The sequence below is a fragment of the Pseudoalteromonas luteoviolacea NCIMB 1942 genome (assembly GCF_001625595.1).
GTDB classification, from domain to species: domain Bacteria; phylum Pseudomonadota; class Gammaproteobacteria; order Enterobacterales; family Alteromonadaceae; genus Pseudoalteromonas; species Pseudoalteromonas luteoviolacea_A.
The window spans coordinates 23,308-43,872 of sequence record NZ_AUXT01000201.1 but is presented as its reverse complement, the minus strand read 5'-3'; the positions used below and the strand labels follow the sequence as shown (position 1 = coordinate 43,872).

General features: G+C 42.1%; 13 protein-coding genes. 4 read left to right on the top strand and 9 right to left on the bottom strand.

Features of this window, described 5'->3' with window-relative positions:
- The first annotated feature begins 45 nt into the window (after positions 1–45).
- Positions 46–1,845 carry a sensor histidine kinase gene (locus tag N482_RS20210; RefSeq protein ID WP_063378778.1) on the top strand — a complete coding sequence of 600 codons (1,800 nt, stop codon included), beginning with the start codon at positions 46–48 and terminating at the stop codon, positions 1,843–1,845.
- A gap of 280 nt (positions 1,846–2,125) precedes the next feature.
- Here N482_RS20210 and N482_RS20205 read toward each other — a convergent pair whose 3' ends face one another.
- Genes N482_RS20205 through N482_RS20180 form a run of 6 tightly spaced genes read right to left on the bottom strand, consistent with a single transcriptional unit; the run spans position 2,126 to position 9,293 of the window.
- Entirely contained in the window at positions 2,126–3,415 is a 1,290-nt protein-coding gene (locus N482_RS20205; RefSeq protein WP_063378777.1) for a sensor histidine kinase, read from the bottom strand.
- A 1-nt stretch (position 3,416) separates the two neighbouring features.
- Positions 3,417–4,682 (bottom strand): sigma-54-dependent transcriptional regulator, encoded by a 1,266-nt coding sequence (locus tag N482_RS20200; RefSeq protein WP_063378776.1) that lies wholly within the window; start codon positions 4,680–4,682, stop codon positions 3,417–3,419.
- 53 nt (positions 4,683–4,735) lie between these two features.
- A complete protein-coding gene (locus N482_RS20195) occupies positions 4,736–5,959 on the bottom strand; it encodes an ABC transporter permease (protein ID WP_063378775.1) in 1,224 nt (407 codons plus the stop codon).
- Between the two features lie 9 nt (positions 5,960–5,968).
- Positions 5,969–7,252: an ABC transporter permease gene (locus tag N482_RS20190; protein ID WP_063378774.1), complete on the bottom strand. Its 1,284-nt coding sequence runs from the start codon at positions 7,250–7,252 to the stop codon at positions 5,969–5,971.
- Positions 7,253–7,272: 20 nt separating this feature from the next.
- Complete coding sequence (locus N482_RS20185) at positions 7,273–7,998, bottom strand: ABC transporter ATP-binding protein (RefSeq protein ID WP_063378773.1); 726 nt, start codon at positions 7,996–7,998, stop codon at positions 7,273–7,275.
- Between the two features lie 26 nt (positions 7,999–8,024).
- Positions 8,025–9,293, bottom strand: coding sequence for an efflux RND transporter periplasmic adaptor subunit (locus N482_RS20180; RefSeq protein ID WP_063378772.1), 1,269 nt, complete (start codon positions 9,291–9,293; stop codon positions 8,025–8,027).
- Between the two features lie 985 nt (positions 9,294–10,278).
- On the opposite strand from N482_RS20180, the gene N482_RS20175 reads away from it, so the two are divergent.
- Positions 10,279–12,453 carry a fasciclin domain-containing protein gene (locus N482_RS20175; protein WP_063378828.1) on the top strand — a complete coding sequence of 725 codons (2,175 nt, stop codon included), beginning with the start codon at positions 10,279–10,281 and terminating at the stop codon, positions 12,451–12,453.
- Between the two features lie 56 nt (positions 12,454–12,509).
- Here the strand turns inward: N482_RS20175 and N482_RS20170 are convergent, their stop codons facing one another.
- The 3 genes from N482_RS20170 to N482_RS20160 form a co-directional block, all read right to left on the bottom strand.
- Positions 12,510–13,385: an ROK family protein gene (locus N482_RS20170; RefSeq protein ID WP_063378771.1), complete on the bottom strand. Its 876-nt coding sequence runs from the start codon at positions 13,383–13,385 to the stop codon at positions 12,510–12,512.
- A 3-nt stretch (positions 13,386–13,388) separates the two neighbouring features.
- A complete protein-coding gene (locus tag N482_RS20165) occupies positions 13,389–14,639 on the bottom strand; it encodes an MFS transporter (protein ID WP_063378770.1) in 1,251 nt (416 codons plus the stop codon).
- Positions 14,640–15,309: 670 nt separating this feature from the next.
- Entirely contained in the window at positions 15,310–18,288 is a 2,979-nt protein-coding gene (locus N482_RS20160; protein ID WP_231100903.1) for a TonB-dependent receptor, read from the bottom strand.
- A 478-nt stretch (positions 18,289–18,766) separates the two neighbouring features.
- Between N482_RS20160 and N482_RS20155 the strand changes: the two genes are divergently transcribed.
- Both N482_RS20155 and N482_RS20150 read left to right on the top strand, forming a co-directional pair.
- A complete protein-coding gene (locus N482_RS20155; protein WP_063378769.1) occupies positions 18,767–19,633 on the top strand; it encodes an AraC family transcriptional regulator in 867 nt (288 codons plus the stop codon).
- 112 nt (positions 19,634–19,745) lie between these two features.
- Positions 19,746–20,531 carry a penicillin-binding transpeptidase domain-containing protein gene (locus tag N482_RS20150; protein WP_063378768.1) on the top strand — a complete coding sequence of 262 codons (786 nt, stop codon included), beginning with the start codon at positions 19,746–19,748 and terminating at the stop codon, positions 20,529–20,531.
- Positions 20,532–20,565 lie beyond the last annotated feature (34 nt).

Here is a 20,565-nt window from a genome sequence, read left to right as displayed (position 1 = left end):
CATTGGCTATAGTTAAACAAAAAACAAGGCAAGGTGCTCTGAGTTATGGACAATTTAAACAACCAAATAGTCGTTGTATCTGGGTCAACTTCTGAGGAGTTAGAAGTCATTTTAACGCAATCACAATGTGAAACGCACAATGCAGAAAACTTTAAGCTCTTTAAAAAAGCCTATAGAAAGCACCGTCCCGGCGTCTTAGTTTTATATGTGAATGATAACGAATCAGAGCAATTGGCCAGTCAAGCTTTATCGCATATCCGAAATGCCATGCAAGACAAAGACGCAATTTTTATCGTCGCTCACCCACCAGAGCATATGCCGGATGCGTTAAACTGGATAGAAGAATACAGCATCGCCAGCTTTATTACTTTATCTACAGACAAAAGAGCGCTTAACCAGAGCGTTATTGATCGCAATATCAAAGCTTGGCGACGTTTTGTGCAAGTCGCTGAGCAGCATCAAGCTGAGAGTAACTTATTGATGAGTGTCGCTCACTTACATCGAAATAATAACAACGTGAACGAGGTCATGCTTAAATTTATGCAAGCTCTATCTAGTATCGCTTGCGCTTCTGTTCAATGCAGAATCAAAGTCAATGCGCAAGGAGAAGGAACAATAACAAGCTGCTCCCCTGATTTAGGCGAACTTGAAAGCACCTTAATACAAGCTTTTCAGCTCCCCGCTTTACCACCCTACCTGCAACGGGCCCTCAATGAGAAAAAGCCGCAAATTGATCTACTACCAAGCATTGACTCATTTTCCGCTTTGAGTCAATTGCTCAAGTTGAAACTAAGTAGTTATCTTATCTTCCCAATCGTAGTTTATGGCAAAGTCTTGGAGCTCATGGTGTTTTTCATTGATGAGAATGCGATGGAGTCTGTCTCGATGCGTCAAATCGATGTAATCAGTAAAGCTGCTGAACAGCTCACTATGCTGCTCGAGCGTAAAGAGTCTGAAAGACGGCTAAAAAAGCAATGCACACGGCTCAAAAGCGCCCTGATTGAACTAAAAGAGACACAAGAACAGCTCGCACACAGCGAGAAGATGGCAACAGTAGGGCAATTTGCAGCTGGCATTGCCCATGAAATCAATAACCCTTTGTCTTTTGTCCTCAGTAATTTTGGTTCGATGGACAACTACCTTGATAGTATTTTAAACCTGCAAAATTTGCATGACCAATTTTTAAGCGCCGTTGAAATCGGCAACCAAAATAGAAGAGATGAGATCAAAGATGAGATAACCCATTATCGGGGCCAATCGGAAATTGATTTTATCTACGATGATATGCGCGAAATTGTAGCCCAATCCCAGATGGGCCTAACTAGAGTCAGTGAAATAATTAAAGATTTACAATCTTTTAATGGCAAAGCTCAGCGCACAGAACTTGACCTTAACGCTTTGTTATCACAAAGCCTGACGCTCCTACGTTCGACAAACGCCAGCGATATCCCTATTAAAACTCGCTTCACGCACCACAGCGAAATCGTTTCAAATGCAGGGTTCATTCAACAAATACTTACTAACTTAATCAAAAATGCGTATCAAGCATTGGCAAATGACCCATCAACCGAACCTGAAATTGAAGTCAGTTCGGAAGAAACTAACGGGGCTATTAATATCTCTGTTAGAGATAATGGTCCAGGTATCAGTATTGGAAAACAAAAACGTGTTTTCGATCCATTTTATACCACCAAAGCAGTGGGTGAAGGGACGGGACTGGGGCTCTCCGTCAGCTATAATTTGAGCAAAAGACTCGGAGGCAAATTACTCGTTGACTCACAAGAGGGTAAATACTGTCAATTTACTCTTGTTTTGCCAATACATACTGAAGGTTCACCCCATTAAAACTCTCGGTGTATTTAAAGAATAAGGCTTTGTTTATGTGTCCATCCACCATATCCATCCTTGCGCAGGAGGAAAGACTCAGCCACCAAAAGTGCAGAGCATTAAACGATAATAAGTTGAAATAACTCATTACCTAACAAATCACTCACACTTTCGGATTATTCCTTAACCTCCAATTTAGTCCCGTTAAGAAAAACAAACAAGCACCTTAAGCAATTGTTCTGTAACAAATTGTGAAAGTTAGGCTCATAAACCAACTCAGCTATTGCCCTTACGACTATTACAATTGAGGTGGCAGAAAAATACGTACCGTTAATCCACCACTTTTGCGATTATAAAAAGACAGTTTACCTTGATGCGCTTCAATTATTTCTCGACACAGTGCGAGGCCAAGGCCAGTCCCTGAATGTTTAGTAGAGTAGAATGGTAATAAGGCATTTTCTAAGACTTCAGGGGCCATGCCAGGTCCATTATCAGAGATCTCTATGCCAATACCACCTTGACTCTGCTCACTAATAGCCAAAGACACCTCTCCAATGAGAGCTAATTCTGAGTACGCCTCATGTGCATTTTTTAAAATATTGATTAACACCTGCTCTATTTGATGTTCATCCGCATAAACTTCGGCTTTGGGAATGTCTGCGATCAGATCAAATGTGTATAACGCGCCGATTTGCTCTAATAGCTCGTGCCAATCTATAAGGCGCTTGTCTGGCATTTTTAGCTTAGACAGCGCACCATAGCCTTTAATGAACTCATTTAGGTGACCAACTCGTCGAGATATTGAACTAAATACTCGGTCTAGCCTAGGCTCGTCTAGATTTTTAGCCAACAATTGTCCCGAGTGACACATTGAGCTGATGGGAGCTATTGAGTTATTGAGTTCATGACTAATCACTCTGATCACTTTTTTCCATGTTTGAACTTCTTGCCGATTCAATTCATTGGTAATGGACTTAAGTAAATACAAAGTGTTATTGGCTTGGTGTATCCGCACTCCAGACTTCGCTAAATGCCACGCTTGCTCTTCACCTTGTGCATTTTTTAACGTGAATATGCTCTCGCCACTTTGTTGTAAAGCTTGCACAAAATCGGGGGTTAATTTAGCGCAAACATCACTCCAGCTATAGCCCAAAATTGAGTTGCCATGATTGAACATCAGCTCCGCAGCTCGATTGGCAAAGATGATTCTTTGATTAATATCTACCAGAAAGGTCACAACCGGAGAAGTATTCAGCACCTTATCAAGCAGCATCTCTCGTTGATATAGGTGTTGGCGCTCTTTTCTCAATTTATCCGTACATCGATTAAACAATTCAGAAATTGCGCCTCGACTATCACCGTTAGCAGCAGGGATGCTGACAGAAAAGTCCGAGTCCATAAGGCTTAACAAACCTTGCTCTAGGCTGCGATCTGCGTTTTTCAGTTGTTTAGACCTTTGATGGATTAGGTATCCAATCACACCATTAAAGCTAACGCCTGCAACTAGTAGCAACCATGGGTATTGATTGATAAATAAGTAAGTCGCAAGAAAGAATAACGTTTGCCCAATAAATGCCGCCCATAGCATGCTACTGTTCACCCTTGACCAGTTTAAACTTTTCTATACGTCGGTATAGCGTTTGCCTGCTTAAACCAAGCTCTTGTGCTGCATGTGCGATAGTCCAATCATGTTTTTCTAACACCGCAGATATATGATCTTTCTCGCTCAAAGTCGCTGATTGCGCTTGGCCAGTGAGCGCGCTGGTTGTCACTCGCCCATCCTCAGCAAAAATCAGCGCTCGCTTGCAAGTATTTTCTAACTCTCTCACGTTGCCAGGCCAACTGTGTTGCAGTAAGAACTGCTCAGCGTCTTTTGAGAGAGTCGCATTACCTCCGATAAAATACTGAGCAAGGGGCAAAATGTCGCCTTTGCGTTTGTTCAATGGCAAGATGGATAATTCCATGCCATTTAAGCGATAATATAAATCCTCCCTAAAAGCGCCATTTTTAATGTCTATCAGCAAGTTTGCATTAGTCGCACTAATGACCCTCACATCCACTTTTTGCGTCACATTCGAACCCAACCGCTCAAACTCCCCAGTTTGCAAAACTCGCAGTAATTTCATTTGACCGGATAAAGTTAAATTGCCGATCTCATCTAAAAACAAAGTACCGCCATCAGCGGCTTCAAAGCGCCCTGCACGAGCTTGGTTTGCACCAGTAAATGCACCTTTTTCAGCGCCAAACAGCTCCGCTTCCATTAAATCTTGTGGAATTGCCCCCATGTTGACTTTTATAAACGGTGCGCACACTCGGCTTGATTTTTGATGAATAAAGTCCGCTAGCTTTTCTTTTCCCGAACCATTTGGGCCTGTGATTAGTATATTTATCTGTGCGGCAGCTACCTTCGTTGCGGTAAAGACAAGCTCTGCCATTTCTTTACTTTGATAAATAAGTGCATTGTTTTCATCAGGCTGGATTGAGCCAGAAATGTGTTCAGTTATTGTTTCAAGCAGCGTGTGGTCGTCCCAAGGTTTGGGTAGGTAATCAGCAGCCCCAGACTTTATTAACGTTATGGCGGTTTCCAACTGACTCCATGCTGTTATAACTATAACGGGTAAAGTTGGATTAAGTGCTTTTATCGTATAAAAAAGCTGTTTGCCCTCTTCACCCGATGTCGTGCCTTCACTGAAATTCATATCTTGAATCACGAGGTCAATTTTTTGCCGAGATACACTCAATAAAGCCTCTTTCACATTAGAAGCACTTAGCACTTTGTAATTATGTATGCTCAGCAATAGATCTAATGCATCCAAAATATCGGGGTTATCATCAACAATGAGAATTGTGTTCATAACTTGTTATCTAACCCTGCTCGACAAATTACAAGCAGGGTATATATCCTTTTTTATACCGTTCGGGTAGCCGTAACGGGCGCGATTTTTGTTGTTTTCCAAGCTGGTAACCAAGTTGCCAGTGTACCAGAGATAAACACGATAATAACACAACTTAAATAACTGGTAACATCGGGCTTAGGCATTGAAATCACCTTACCCAGTAGCATATTAATGGCAATCACACTGGCAATACCTAACCCTGCGGCAATCACGCTAATTAACCAGTTTTCACTCATAACATAGAGTAATACGTCTTTTTTCCGCGCTCCCAATGCACGCCTGATCCCGATTAATTTCTTCTGTTTTGAGGCATGAAAATGTGCATGAGCAAAGCTGCTTATCATGGTTACAAAAAGCATGAATGCCGTTAATAAGCTAAACAAAATTGCCAAACTCGTCGCTTCTTTATAATAGTCACTGTGATGCTGTGTCATTGTAAAGATATCTCTAATATCACGCTCAGGATGAACCTTCTTCAACGCTTCAATGGCTTTGTTTTTAGTTTCCTGTAACTTTCCAGGCGTCACTTTGAGCAGATAGAACAATCTAGCTTGCGCGCGTGCCATATTTCTAAATTTAAAAATGCCATGATGTGCATATTGTCGCGAAGGTGTAATGGCTATATCTGACACCACCCCAATTATACGGCCTTCGCTTGTCTGCTTACCAATTGCTGACTCATTCGGGTATAAAGCTTCAGCAAGCGATCGCGTTAAGATAATGTTTGGCTCAAAGTCAGTATCTTCTAAATAGCCACGAGTTGCATTGTCTGCCACTTCAAAGTCCCTACCCTGAAACATGTTTGCACCTAGAAGGCGAAAGAAATCTTTACCAGTGTAATACGTCGGAATGCCATTAAACTGGTTATCAACGGGCGCATCTTCAGGGTAGTTGATATCTTCAATAGAATGAAAGTTACCACCATGCATCAAAGGCAGCTGATTCGTATATGAAACGAACGAAACCTCTAGTAATGCTTTCAACGCAGCCATATCTTCATCGACAACAGACAAGAAAAAGTCTGCATCAAGAAACGCTTCGGAGGTGGGGCGAATTTGAATTGCCACAACATTATCCATTTCGAAGCCTACGTCACGAGACAATTTATCGTTCGCTTCTATACTCAATAATAAGCTGTTACAAGCTAATCCAAGGGTTAAAATGAGCTGAAATATCAGCAACCCTGTCGCGAACTTTCTCAGCAACATAGACTTAATTAATGCTTTGATATTCATAGCTACTCCCTATTTTAAAATGCTTGCAAGTGATGTGCGAGTACCTTGAATTAACGGATATACTGTACTCAAGAGGCTAGAGGTCAAGGCAACCCCAAAGCCAATTACAAGCATATGCAGCGGCAGTTCAGCTACCGGCGCGAGCTCATCAAATAATTGTCTATAAAGGGCTAATAAGCTGAATGCCAAAACAAAGGAAAGTAACGCGCAGATAAAGCCAAGTATGATGCTTTCTACCACACCTTGAAAGAACACTTGCTTTTTACTCGCGCCAACAGCTCGTCTTAAGTTCGCTTCAAACTGACTCGCTTGATATCGCGATAACATCAAACTGTTGGCATTGAAAATACAAACCAATAAAAACAAACCTGTCGCAATCGTAAAAGCCAGTAGATCTTTATTGACGACTTCATTTTCATCTAACCACTCCTTGACGTTGTAGAGTCGATTATCTACCTCATGGCGGTGGTTACCTTTTTCTTTCAGCTGATTAGCATAACCATCTATGAAAGTCTGAAATGCAAGGCGTTGCTTGTCATCTAATAGCTCAACAAAGACTTGGATGTAGTACGCATTAATCTGACGTGTTTGGTCGAGCGTTGTATAACTGTCGGTCGACATCGTGCGAGCAAAAACAGCCCAATTATTGTCGATAGCCACTTCAATGGGAACGAAAATATCATCGGTCTTATCAAATGCTTTTCCTTCAGAAGCATGGTAAAACAGTGGGCGCATTTCCCAAGGCTTAAGCACCCCCACAATTGTGTAAATTTTGCCTTGCAGTTCCAGCTTTTCTCCAACACTATTCGCTCCACCAAACAGCTTAGCGTTTAGCTCATGACCAATCACAATGTTATTGCTATGTTTATTTTTCCAGGGTTCTCCATAGGCAAATTGAGCGCCCATTACATCAAAAAATGAGGCCGTGGTTGCACGCGTTGGACTGGCATAACGTGTTAAGTCTTGGGAATCTGCTCTGCGACTATAAACCATACTTGAATAGTGCATTGTCGCATTGTTCGCAACCTTCGAGTCCAAAATTGCTTTTGCGTCACTGTATCTCAGTACATGCATGCTTCCAAACCGATTGTTTGCCCCTGCGTAGGTATTCATATTTACGTTAAAGATCTGCTCGCTCTTACCCGGGATCGGATCTTTATACATAAGAGACAACATCGATAAATTAGCTAATAATGTGCCAATGCCAATCGATAACGTTAAAGCCACAAGAGCAAAAAAGAGTGGCGTTCGCTTAACATTACGCGCAAATAAATGTATGTAATATAAAAACATTTCTATTATTAACTCCCTTCTTATGCTGGCAATTGTTTATCAAGTGCAATGCTCGAGTCTGGCTGCATTGGGGCGTAAATACTGTAGTCGGTGATTTGGCCATCAATAATTTGTATATTACGATTTACCTCCCTTGCCTGATCCGGGTCATGTGTGACCATAATAATAGTGCTCCCCTCAGCATTGATTTCTTTGAGTAAGTCCATAATTTGCCTAGCCATTAACGAGTCCAAATTACCAGTGGGTTCATCTGCTAATAGTATTTTCGGCTCTCCTGCTAAAGCTCTTGCAATAGCGACACGTTGCTGCTGGCCACCAGACAGTTGGCTCGGTAGATAGTTGTGTCGACTGGCCAAGCCCACTAACTCAAGCGCATATTCTATCCGGTTACGTCTTTGTTTCGCACTGAGTCCACGATAGCGTAGTGGCATGTCAACATTGTCAAAAATGCTATAGTCCGGAATGAGGTTGTAATTTTGAAAAATAAATCCTATTTTTTCATTTCTTAAACGCGACAAATCATCGTCTGATAAACCACTAACGTTTGTGCCATCTAAGGTATATTCGCCTTGTGTAAAGCCATCTAATAAGCCAGCCACATTTAAGAATGTTGATTTACCTGAACCAGATGGGCCGGTGACCGCAACAAACTCTCCTTTCTCGACCTCTAAACTAAAGTCCCTTAGAGCGTGAGTTTGAATTGTTTCACTTCTATATACTCTGCTAATGTTTTTCATTGAAAGCATTATCTTATCCTTTATAAATTTTATTCTTATTTATCAATATTAAATGTCTGACTTTGGCTAAACGCCTCGTAATCCGAGATAATGATTTCATCCCCTTCTTTCACGCCTGCAATTAGCTCAATGTAATCCACACTGGTAGCTCCGGTCTTAATTTCACGTAAATTCGCAACGTTTTCGGCGATAATAAACGCTTTTTTACCACCATAAGCGCTAAGGAAAGGGCCTCTTTTCACTTGCAATACCTGCGGTTTTTTTTCAAATTCAATCCGGCCATTGATACGCTGGTTTTGACGCAACTTTGTCCCCGTGTTACTCGCCACTTTTACACGCACAACGATCTGGTTCTGGTCAATTTCAGGAGAAACAGAGCTGATTTTCCCATCCAGTAGTTGACCTGCTAACGTCAGCTCCACATTGAGCCCAATACCCAAGTCATCAGCGTAAAACTCAGGTACGTGAAGCTCTGCTTCGTATTCAGATAAATCCACTATGGTCATCAGAGCTTGCGCATCTGCCACCGCTTCTTTTTGTTGTACTAGCCAGTTGCCAACAACTCCGGACACCGGTGCTTGAACCTCTAAAGCACGCTTTCTTCGTTTTAGTTCGTCAAGGATCTGCTTTTGACGTTTTACAGTAAAATCTCTAGTTTTCGCTTCAAAAGTTAATCGCTTTTTTGCCAGATCCACACGTTTTTGAGCATGTTGATGCATCAAATCAGCTTCGAGTAATGTGTCTTGGCTTCTTGCGTAATCTAACTGGCTAATCACTTGTTTTTCAAAGGACTCTTGTGAACGGAGTTGCTCCCGTTTAGCGGCGTTTAAGCGGACAGTGGCTTCATCCAAACTGCGCTCTAAATCAAGTTGAGCTTCATCATCAGCCAACAACCCTCTATCGGCTTCAAGCTTGAGCTGCGCTAATAACGACATTTGTTGCTCAATCAAAGCATCTAGCTCAGGACTCTCAATACGGGCAATGAGTGTGTTGTTATCCACTGAATCGCCCGGCTTAGCCAATAAAGTTACTTGACCAGGTTCCGGGCTATATATCTGCGGCGCGTTGGCAGCCACTAAACGTCCTGACACAGAAACATCTCGAATTAAATCTTGTCTTACTACTTTTGCGGTCAGAAGCTGCTCATAGGGTACTGTTTTGATCCCTGCATACCACTGACTAATTGCAGGAATAGAAACAACGGTCATAACTGTCATTAGTAAAGCGATTAAGGCATATTTCACCTTGCCCTTGGTTTTATTTGGCGTAATCAATTCATCTTGAGACTGCGTTCCATCTATCATAGTGTTCACCTTTTAACTTTCTATGCATAGATAAAAGCGAAGACAGTGCCAACATTTAATTAACTTTAAACCACTGATATAATTGTATTTTTTATTTTATTATTTTTTTATGGTGTCCGAACGGACACTTCAACTGTCCAAGCGTGTCACAGAAACACTGGGCTGGACACGTCTTTGGACACCATTTTAGACACGTCACAAACTGAGTGCGAATGCTTCTGCACAATTCGCTTTTCAAGAGCACGATTAAAGGAGAAGCGATATCGCATTTTTAATCGCTAACCTGCACAACAAGCACCCGCAATTACGCCACCTAAAGGACCTTTACACGGTTCTAACCTTATACCATTCAACTCAATTCACATGTAAAGCCATCCGATAAACTGCATAACTTTTGAACAGATGCAAAGTGCTTTTTAAGCTGTAAATGCAACACAAAATACATTCAAAAAAGAAAACGTTATGTACAAATTAAAATTGATACTGTGTGCGGTTTTCATTGCCTTTGCAGGCAGCGCAAGTGCTTGGACAAAGGTGCCATCAGGCGTCATTGAGAGCTGCTCTTAGCAATACGTAAATACTTACCGAAGTATCGGTGAACATATCGTAGAGTATCGGTCTACAGATTCATCTTACCGCTACAGAACAAAGCTCTATGACTACAGAGTGAGAGAAATACGCAATCACTAAGTCATTAACCAAATACAATACCCATAGCGGATAGATATTTGCCAGAGCTTCAATCTATATCTTCTCATGGGTATTTCAGTTTGCAGATAAATTAAAAAATATAATTTAATTATACCTTTCTTTAAAAAGGGAATTTATATTTAAATTCAATAATTTAAAATACAAGAGACAGCTTTAGATAAAACTATAAATGTTAACTCTTGCAATAAAAAAGCAACCCACTTTTAAAAATCATGATTTTATTTTAAAACCTCGCCGTATTGCCGAAAAATCAACCACTCCAACGGAGATGATCGTGAATACTATTGCTAAACTCGCACTCGTCGCTGCAATGACGACACTCGCAGCCTGCTCTGACGATAATGACCCTGTCATCACACCAGCCCCAGAAAAACCAGAAAACTCTGTGTATGATGCAGCCAAAGCTGCCGGGTCATTTACTACGCTGGTCGCAGCATTGGACGCAACTGGATTGGACGCAACACTCGACAATACCAACAATAACTTTACCGTGTTTGCACCAACTGACGCAGCATTTGACTTACTAGGCACAGAGACCATCAATGCTTTACTGGCTGACACCGACACGCTTAGCGAAATTTTGACATACCATGTTCTTAATTCAGAAGTAAACGCAGAAACGGCGCTGTCACTTGCAGGGCAAACAGCCGAAACTGTCAATGGCGCTAAAATTGCCTTGTCACTGTCTGGCGATAGCTTACTGATCAACACTGCAACCGTCACACAAACGGACATTACAACCGACAACGGTGTCATTCATGTCATTGATGCAGTGTTGATGCCACCAGCCCAAACAACTTCAACGCAAAATATTGCCGAAGTCGCAACCGCTGCGGGGTCATTCACCACATTACTCAAGGCAGCTGAAACTGCAGGCCTCAGTAGCGCCTTAACTGGTGCTGGCCCACTTACCGTGTTTGCACCAACCGATGCAGCATTTGCCGCACTGGGTACTGATACCATTAACACTTTGCTCGCCAACTCTGACGTACTTGGCGACATTTTGAAACAGCACATTGTTTCGGGCAACGTGGACGCAGTCACCGCGATGTCATTAAATGGCAAAAGCGCCACAACCCTACTTAATAATCAGTTGCCTGTCACAATAGATGCGACAAAAGATATGTTGAAATTTGCAGGCGTCACTGTGACTCAAACGGACATAGCCGCGTCTAACGGTATCATTCACGTAATAGATGCTGTCGTTGTAGCCGATGTTATCGTTCCTGAATCTTTAGGGTTGATCCCGCAAGTTGCTCAAAATGCAGGGTCATTCAGTACTTTAGTTAGCCTGCTCAGTGCGACAGGACTAGATCAAGTGCTTTCAGGTCCGACGACTAAATTCACAGTGTTTGCACCAACCGATGCAGCATTTGCAGCTTTGGGTCAAGCCACCCTTGATGCACTTGCAGCAGATACACAGATGCTGTCAGATATCCTCTTGTATCATGTCGTCTCGGGCCAAAACATAATGTCTGATGCCGCCGCAGCTGTCGCAACATCAAACAATAACATGGTAATGATGGCCAATTCAGACAATGCCGCGCTGAGTATAGTTGATAGCAAGCTGTTTATTGACGACGCCGTGATTAGAACTGCTAACGTAAACGCTGATAATGGTGTGATACACGTATTGGATAAAGTGATCATGCCACCGGTAGAGAAAACAGACACTACAAAAACAATTGTCGATGTGGCAGTAGAGACAGATTCATTAAGCACTTTAGTGACCGCTTTAACCACTGCAAACTTAGTTACAACATTATCTGACACTAGCAAAAAGTTCACAGTATTCGCGCCGACTAATCGCGCCTTTGAAAAGATACCGACAGCGACACTTAACGCGTTATTAGCCGATGTTCCTGCATTGGCTCAAGTACTTACTCAACATGTTTTGGGCCTTGAAGCACCAGCTACGACCGCTTTAAAACTCAACGGGAAACAAGTAGAAACGCTTGCTACCAACATGCTAGATATTAAAGTTGTTGATTTTGCCAGTACTATCAATACTAACTCAGATGCCGTAGCGTATAGTGCTGCCTCGCAAATGCTCATTGTCGGGAACGCCCTCGCCAAAGCTGGCTTTACCCTGTATGTGTTTGACAATGACCTTACTTTCTCTCAAAGCCAGTGTAATGATGCGTGCGCGACGAATTGGCCACCAGTCATCGCAACGGCAGAGCAAATCTCTAACATTCCTGGATTGTCACTAGTATCAAGACAAGACGGTTCAATGCAAGCAGCCTACTTAGGAAGACCATTATATATGTTCAGTGGTGATACTGAGGCGGGCCAAAATACAGGCAATGGTGTCAACAATGTGTGGTGGCAAGTATCTCTACCGACGTCTGGATTGCAAATTGAAGGGAGCAATGTCACACAAAAAGACATTTATACCGCAAACGGCGTTGTACACTTGATTGATACCGTGATAACTACGGTTGATTAAAGTTTATTTCCCATCGACTTTGGGTATGGCGTCAAGCCATACCCAATTTCTTGTCATCAAGCAGATTGATAGCTTTTCAATTCAGTGATATATCTCTGATAAAACAGCTCACATGCACCAACCAAAGCTGCATCAGGAAGTGAGCTAATACATATTTTAAGTTGTTCACACTGTTCAAATTGAGCAAAACGAGCGTGCATTGCCGCTTCGAAGAGATGATAGGCATTAGAAACCGACCCCCCTAACACAATCACATCCGGGTCATAGGCAAGTTGCATATGGGCAATTGCCACACCTAAGTGATTACCTAATTGTTCGAAAAGATTGAGCGCGCCTTGGTTACCAGAAAGTGCCAACTCATATTCATTCGCGCCATCCGTATCTAAATTGCGAAAAAACTGACCGCTACAATAATCCTCAAGAGTTTTTTTCAAATAAGGTGCACTCCCAAACTCTCCCGCAAGCCCGTGACGCCCTTCGTGCAGCTTGCCTGAAATAATAACTCCCGCGCCAAGTCCAGTACCGAGGCAAACACCTAAAAGCGTTTGGCATGGCAGACCTTTGTCAAAGTGCGCTCCATACTTATATTCACCATACGCAAAGCAATTAACATCATTGTGCACCATCACAGGCACCTGAAATCGCGTTCTTAAAATACCCGCTAAGTTGATATTTCGCCAATTTGGAATATTCGTCACTTCAAAGACATAACCAGAATCACTATCAACCACTCCGGGAATACCAATCGCAATACCCGTACAGTCGTCCGTTATTATTTTATCAATCAAATCAATTATGTAGGAAGTCATCTCGTTTTTAGCGGCGTAAGAAGGTACAGGATAACGCTTAACATTTTCTACTGCACCTTGAAACGCCAATCCGCACAGCGCTTTAGTACCACCTAGATCAATACATACAATTTTACCTGTCATCAATTATGCTTCCTGCTCCGACGGTTTTTTACTAAACAAACGTATCGTGTGATTGTTTACGATTGGTTGAGCCGCGATGGCGACATAGAAAATGTACCCTGTCGGTATCAAAAGAGTGAATAGAGCAATTTGCAACGAGCCGAAAACCTCCGCAAACAAGCCTATGATTGGGGATGCAAATGCCCCTCCAATGATTCCAGTACATAGAATGCCAGCGATAGCTCCATGCTCTTTGTCAAAAGAGTTCAGTGCTAAAGAAAACAACCCAGACCATAAAATTGAGAGAAAAAAGCCAGTAATTGGAAACGCGATAACTGCGACTTCGGCAGTGCCTGTTACGGCTAACGATAAGCTCACAGCAGCACCAATGCAAAACCAAGACAATAACTTTCTCACGTCGCACAGCTTCATAAGTGCCAAACCGAAAAAACACCCCACAGTGAGCATCATCCAAAACTCACTCACAACTGTTGCCCCTACTAGCTTTGCATCAAGCGCATGTGTTTGATGTAAAAAAATACCTATCGAGTTTGCGATGCCTTGCTCCAAAGCGACATATGCTGCAATCGCGAAAAAGAACTTAACCACGGTGGTATTTCTAAACAATGCAACGCATTCACGCCAACTAAACCTCTGTTGTTCTGAGCTTGAGTGCGTTTTCTCAAATTGAGTTGCAGCAACCCAAATCAACATCACAAAACTCATCAATGCGAAAAGCCAATACATACTCAGCCAACTCATAGTCTCTGGTACTATTGTACTGAGCAGGGTACTTTCGTCTTCAGCTAGGTTAGAAAGACGAAGATACACAACAGGTGACAAAGTGGCACCCGCGCCAAACATTAATTGGGCCACCACAGATAGCAGTGCAAAGTGCTGGCTGCCACCACAACGTCGCAGCAACGGGTTGATAGAAACCTGTAACAATGCCATTGCGCTACCGATTAAAAATAATGCGGCCATTGCAAGTTCGAAAGATGGGAAAATGGCAAATAACAGTGCGCCGAAAGCGGAAAGAGTAAATGCTAACAAAATGACAATTTTTTCATTTGTACGCTGTACAAGAAGCCCTGCCGGTATGGACATCACACCATAAGCTGCAAAAAATGCAAATGGGAAAAACCCAGCTAGCGCTAATCCAATATCAAAACTTCGGATCAATTCAGGAAAGATTGGACCAAGAATGTTTGTAAAAAAGGAAATCACAAAGAAAGTTGCGAGTACCATGCCCACAGCAGGCAAATTCTTTTTCATTTATAGTACCTTATTTTAATAAAAAGGTGATGGCAAAAATAGGATCTGTTTGTTGGCAGACAAATGATCCAAGGGGAATCCGCCATCACCTTAACTCGTCGAATAAGGCTAGTTTGCCGCTAAATAGCAAGACTTTGCGGCACTTTTCAACCCTTTATCAATACAATTCAAGCTCACGAGTAAGCTCGTTAAGGGCCAATAATTTAGTACTAAAATGTGTACTTAGAAAACATGCAATAAACTAAGACTATTTAAGAGAGATCAAATAACTACAGCTTAACGTATGCGCTTTTTTTAAGCATAGCGTCTGAATTCACTGCTATGAGGTGTGCTTCAAATACCACGTTTATGGACGTGAATTTAGTTCATATATCCACGCAAAAGAGAATCATTCTAACGTCAAATTATTCCAAAACAAAACGCAAAGTGTAATTTTATAGTATTTTAATGTTAGACGAATTTTGCAGATAAATATTTGCCAATAGTGTTCATGGGTGTTGGCGAAGGTGATTATAAAAAGACAACCTTAGTGGCACCTCACGTGTTTAAGAAAACTTCTTCGAATTATTAATTCACGAAATAATATTTTAGGAGTAGCAATAATAGGTCAAATGCGCCTAGAAAAAGAAAGGCCACACAGGGCCTTTCTTGATTAGGAAATACAATTAGCTTACCAACGTCCACGAACACCAAATGTTAAACGTCGCTCATAAATATTTTGCGCCATACGATTATCTTTCCATTGCGCATATTGAGATTCATACTCCTCAGTTAAGTTACTGCCAGACATATACACAGTGAAATGATCATTCACATCGTAACTGGCAGACAGGTCAATATAGGTCGTTGGCTCTGTCCAAATACCTATATCGTTCATACCGCCCGGTGTCGAGATAACATGTAAACGCTTAGAACGGTAATTTGCCGCCAATCTGAATTGAAAACCATCCCGTTCATACCAAAGTACGGCATTACCTGATTCTTTTGAATTATCAACAAGTGGCATTGCTTCACCACCAAACCCTGTTTTGCCACTTTCACTTTCTGAATAGGTGTAGTTAAAAGCAGCACCAAATCCACTCCAGAAACCGGGCAAAAAGTCAAAAGCTTGTTGGTAGCTCAGCTCAGCACCTTTCATTGTACCGCCGCTACCATTCACTTGACCTCTTACTGTTACATTTCTACGTAGCACACCATCAGCGTCTTCAACTGGGATTTGCCACTGCGCTGACTCGATAAAAGACTCTAGGTCAATGTTAAAAATAGCGGCGCTCAACAGCGCACTCGATGAGAAGTACCACTCGAGTGTCACATCGGTATTTTCCGCTCGCCAAGGTTCGAGATCTGGGTTACCTTGCATTGTGGCATTGGTTGCTATCAGCAAATCAGGGCTTATTCCTTCTGATGCGGCCAGCTCGTCACCCGCACGTGCTCGGCTGATTGTTAACCCTCCCGCCAGCTCCTTTAGGTCAAGACGCGTCATAGTCTTACCCCAAGATGCACGTAAGATTAGGTCCTCTTGCAGGTTAAACGCCACATTCACAGATGGTAAAAAATCGTTGAAAGAACGATTCGAAATAATATCACCGTCGTCCTCAGCCACTTCTGCTGGGCAATTACTACAAATAGAAGCGCCAACTTTATTTTGTAAGATATCTAGCTCTGTTTTAATGTATTGAAAACCGGCATTAGCACGATAAAAATCATTCGAAAAATCAGCTCGCCAGTAAACAGACTGTGTTTTCTCCTCAACCGTATAAGAGCTTCCGGGTACTCCACCTCTGATATTGTTTGGGTACAGGCTATTTTGGAAAGCAAAAGGGTCATCTAGCTGACGCGGGTCAACAAAGTAGTACTCACCTAAATTAACGGGGCCAAAATCATTATTTGTTTTCACCCAGCCTTGAGGCAAACCGCTAAAATTGAATGGGGTGTCTGCACCCATGGTAATATCTCCAGCCGACGCACTAGGTGTGCCACCGCTGCCATCGGTATCAAACGCTGCGAGACCTTGGTCTTTCCACATTACGTTGACGCTTCCTTCACCAACAGGATTAGAAAAAGGGGCCAACAATACATATTGATTTCGAGTTACATCTCGCTGACTTGCCCTGACTCCAAAGGTCATTTTCTCTAGATGCCCAAGGTCAAAAACATATTCACCATCAAATCGCAAAATATCTAGGTTTGCCTCCTCATCGTAATTGTTTTCTGAATAAGTGGATACAATTGCGTAGCGATCGATATTTGAGCCAAACACCTCTCCTTGCACTTCCCCTGGTACTGATAATGTCGGGTGTTCACCAGTGAAATTCAACCTCATTGGTATAGGGTCCGGACCATAACCATTGGGGTTTACGGCTGTAGGGCCTGTACCATCATTTCTTTTAAGACCATGGGCAAGACCGTTTGTCATATAACCCTGTGCCACATTTTCAGTATGACTGCGCTGTGCATCTGCGGTAATAAACCTTGCTTTGCCCGAAAAGTTCCCATCTCCCTTGTACTCTAATTCAAAGTTAAAATTCGTCGACTCTCGTTGATTGGTGTGGCTCTCGGAGTGTGATACCACACGTGGTGAGTGCAGAGTAATGTCTTGTGCGGTATATAGGTTATGTCCGTTTGATAGCGTGCCGCGATTGATTGGATCATGTTGTTCTTGCCAATCCCAATGCCCGCCCCATGCATTGTCAGCCGTAATTCCCATTTGTCGATCTGCATCATCCATATCTGTATAAAAGACATCGCTGCTAAACACCCAATTATCGCTCAACTGAGCCTGAAAACTGACTGTGGCCCCTGTCCGCTCTCGCTCTGTAAAGCGGTTCATAATCCCGTAGTTAACATAGGTAAATTCGGCGTCGTCAAAGTCACCATCACCTGTTATATCCGTTTTAGGGCAAAACCAACACTCCGCCCCCTCGTCATTTTCGTATGGCGCATAAGCCCAACCATCGTTGAGGGTGCCGAGCCGATAGTTGGCAAGATTGACTTCGTCATAAGAAACGGTCGCTAAAATAGCGAAGCGTTCACCATTGTACCCTGCAGAAACCATGAATTTAGGATCAGACTCTTCTGAGTACGACCCCGATGAAACTTCTGCCAACGCCGCACCACTATAGCCCTCTTCCAAATCAAATGGTTTTCGAGTCAATAAATCAACAGTACCAGAAATCCCGCCTGCCAATGTGTCTGAAGTAGGAGACTTCATCACATTCATCGCGCCAACCAAACTTGAAGGGATATCTGTAAAGTCGGGTTGAACCGTTGAGATGGAGCCCGCACTTAAAAACTGTTCACCATTGAGTAATGTGGTGACTTGAGGCATTCCGCGTACGTTAATGGTAGAGCCCTCCCCCGCGCTTCGGCGAATTTGGATCCCCGGTACACGCTGTAAAGAGTCAGCGATTGTGATATCAGGTAGTTTACCGATATCTTCTGCGGTAATAGAGTCAACAACACCATCTGCAAAACGTTTGGTGTTTAAGCTTTTTTCTGTTGAAGCTCTGATCCCTCTAACCTCAATAACTTCAACTTGCTCTTGTTGAGCGCCTACCGATTCCGCCATAGTACCTGTTGACCATACACCAGCTAAAACAGCACACGTTAAGGGGGACAATTTAAATGGGGACAATCTATGTTTCATCATTATTCTCTCTGATTATTTTTATATCTGTTTTCGACAAGAAGATTAGAGAAAGACCATACAACTTAAGACTTAGTAACCACATTCATCTGCCACTTTAATGAACAGCTAGACTGAAACACTTTTCAGAAAAAGCGCTACCAAAAATTAACAACTCTAATTTCATCCGTTACTTATTTGAGCAGCCTGAGCGACAAGGTGTTTGCAATTTCTATCTCATGTAGGTACAAATCTATCAAGTAATAGCGTTGTCATCGTCTGTAGGGGAGGTTTTAGAAGAAAGTTGGTTAGTACTATAATCAATTTGAATAATATTACTTCGCAATCTAAATATGATGAAAACTTTAATTATATGTAACCGTTTTAACCAAATTAGAAACTAGTAGAGACCATTGCATTATTAATAAAAAACGAAAAAGCCGTTAAATTTAACCTTAAAGCGGTTGCCATTATTAAGATAAAAATAATTAAGGATAATGTTATGAAAGCGATGTGTGAAAAGGTAATTCCATCATCCAACTGTTCATGGCGATACTGTTTGTACCAACTCAATGAAATACCATTTAATTGGCACTATCATCCAGAGTACGAGATTTGCCTAACCTTGAATAGCCAAGGAGTGTGCCATATTGGCGACTATATCGCGCCATTTGGTGACTATGACTTGGTTTTACTTGGCCCGGAATTACCTCATACTTGGCAGTCAAAACCGAACTCAGACGGTAGCACACAAAAAGTTCATGTCGCTCAGATCCCCGCCCTTTGGCTACAACAACAATTAAGGTTCAACAGAGAGCTAGATAGCCTGCGCTCTTTACTCTATGAAGCAAAATGCGGATTAAAATTCGATACTCACGTGGCCAAGCAAGCTGAATTGTTGTTTTTACAAATGGGTAATGCAACCCCCCTTGAACGCTATGTCTTGTTATTCAATTTACTCAACTTAATGGCGAGTAACGTATACCAAACCCTGTCAAGCATGGAGTTTAATTTTTCGAACCAGCAGGACCCTGCCAAAGACAAGTTTGATAGAGTGATCAACTTTATCTATGAGAATTATACAGAGCACTTGAGTGCAGATATTTTGGCTGAACAAGCACATATGAGTACCAATCACTTCCATCGTTTTTTTAAAAAGCGTACAGAAAAAACCGTCACGGAGTTTATTAATCAGCTACGCATTGCTAAAGCCTGCAAGTTACTTATTAACTCCCAAGCACCTATCACAGTGATAAGCGATCAGTGTGGGTTCAACAATTTATCTAATTTTAACCGTCGGTTTTTGGCTTTAAAGTCGTGTACTCCAAGCCAATTTCGAGCGCGAGTTCAACACAAAGCATTGATTTAATTTGTATTAGCATTTTGAAGGACTGACTCATAATGCGATACTTTCAATTCAGCACTCAGTCAGATATATGTTTATAGTATGCGTGCAACTATAATAACCAAACAGGTACATCATGCGCTCACCACTATACTTATTATTTAGCAGCCTTCTTTTAACGACAACCATTCCCTTACTTGCACAATCAAGCTGTCAAAAAGGCGAGCGCTGCACCATGGTCGTTTACAGTGAACAATCTGATACATGGAAAATCATCAATAAAGAGCGTGCGCAGCGCGCATTTAGTCCCTTTTCTACTTACAAAATCCCAAATACCCTTATTTTATTGGAGCAACGTAAAGTCGATACGACGTCAATATATCAAGTTGATACTGCGCAATACAAACCTGAAAAATGGTGGCCAAATACTTGGCTAAATGATGATATCCGCCTCAAAGATGCTTTTCACAATTCAGTATTACCTCTTTATCAAGGCTGGACTAATACTTTGACAAAGCCTCAGATCCAAGCTCATTTGGACAAGTTTAGCTACGGCAATAAAGATATCAGTGGGCCGCAAGATGCTTTTTGGTTGAATTCAAGCCTACAGCTTTCTGCAATTGAGCAAATAGATTTTTTACGTCGATTAGACAACAAATCACTGGGTCTGAGTGAGAAGACTTATCAGACCTTTGAATCGATATTTTTAAAAGAAAGTAATCAGGGCTACAAACTCTATGCTAAAACAGGTACTGGACCAATCGCGAGGCAAACCTATGTTGGTTGGTATGTAGGCAAGGTTGAAAATGCACAAGGCACGCATTATTTTGCATTTAATATGTATGCACCAACTTTTAGAGAAATGGTCAAAATTCGGGTCAAAAAAGCCCAAGCGACGCTTAAACAATTAGACATACTTTAGATTTTATGTGAATGGGCATTTGTTTGTGCCCACT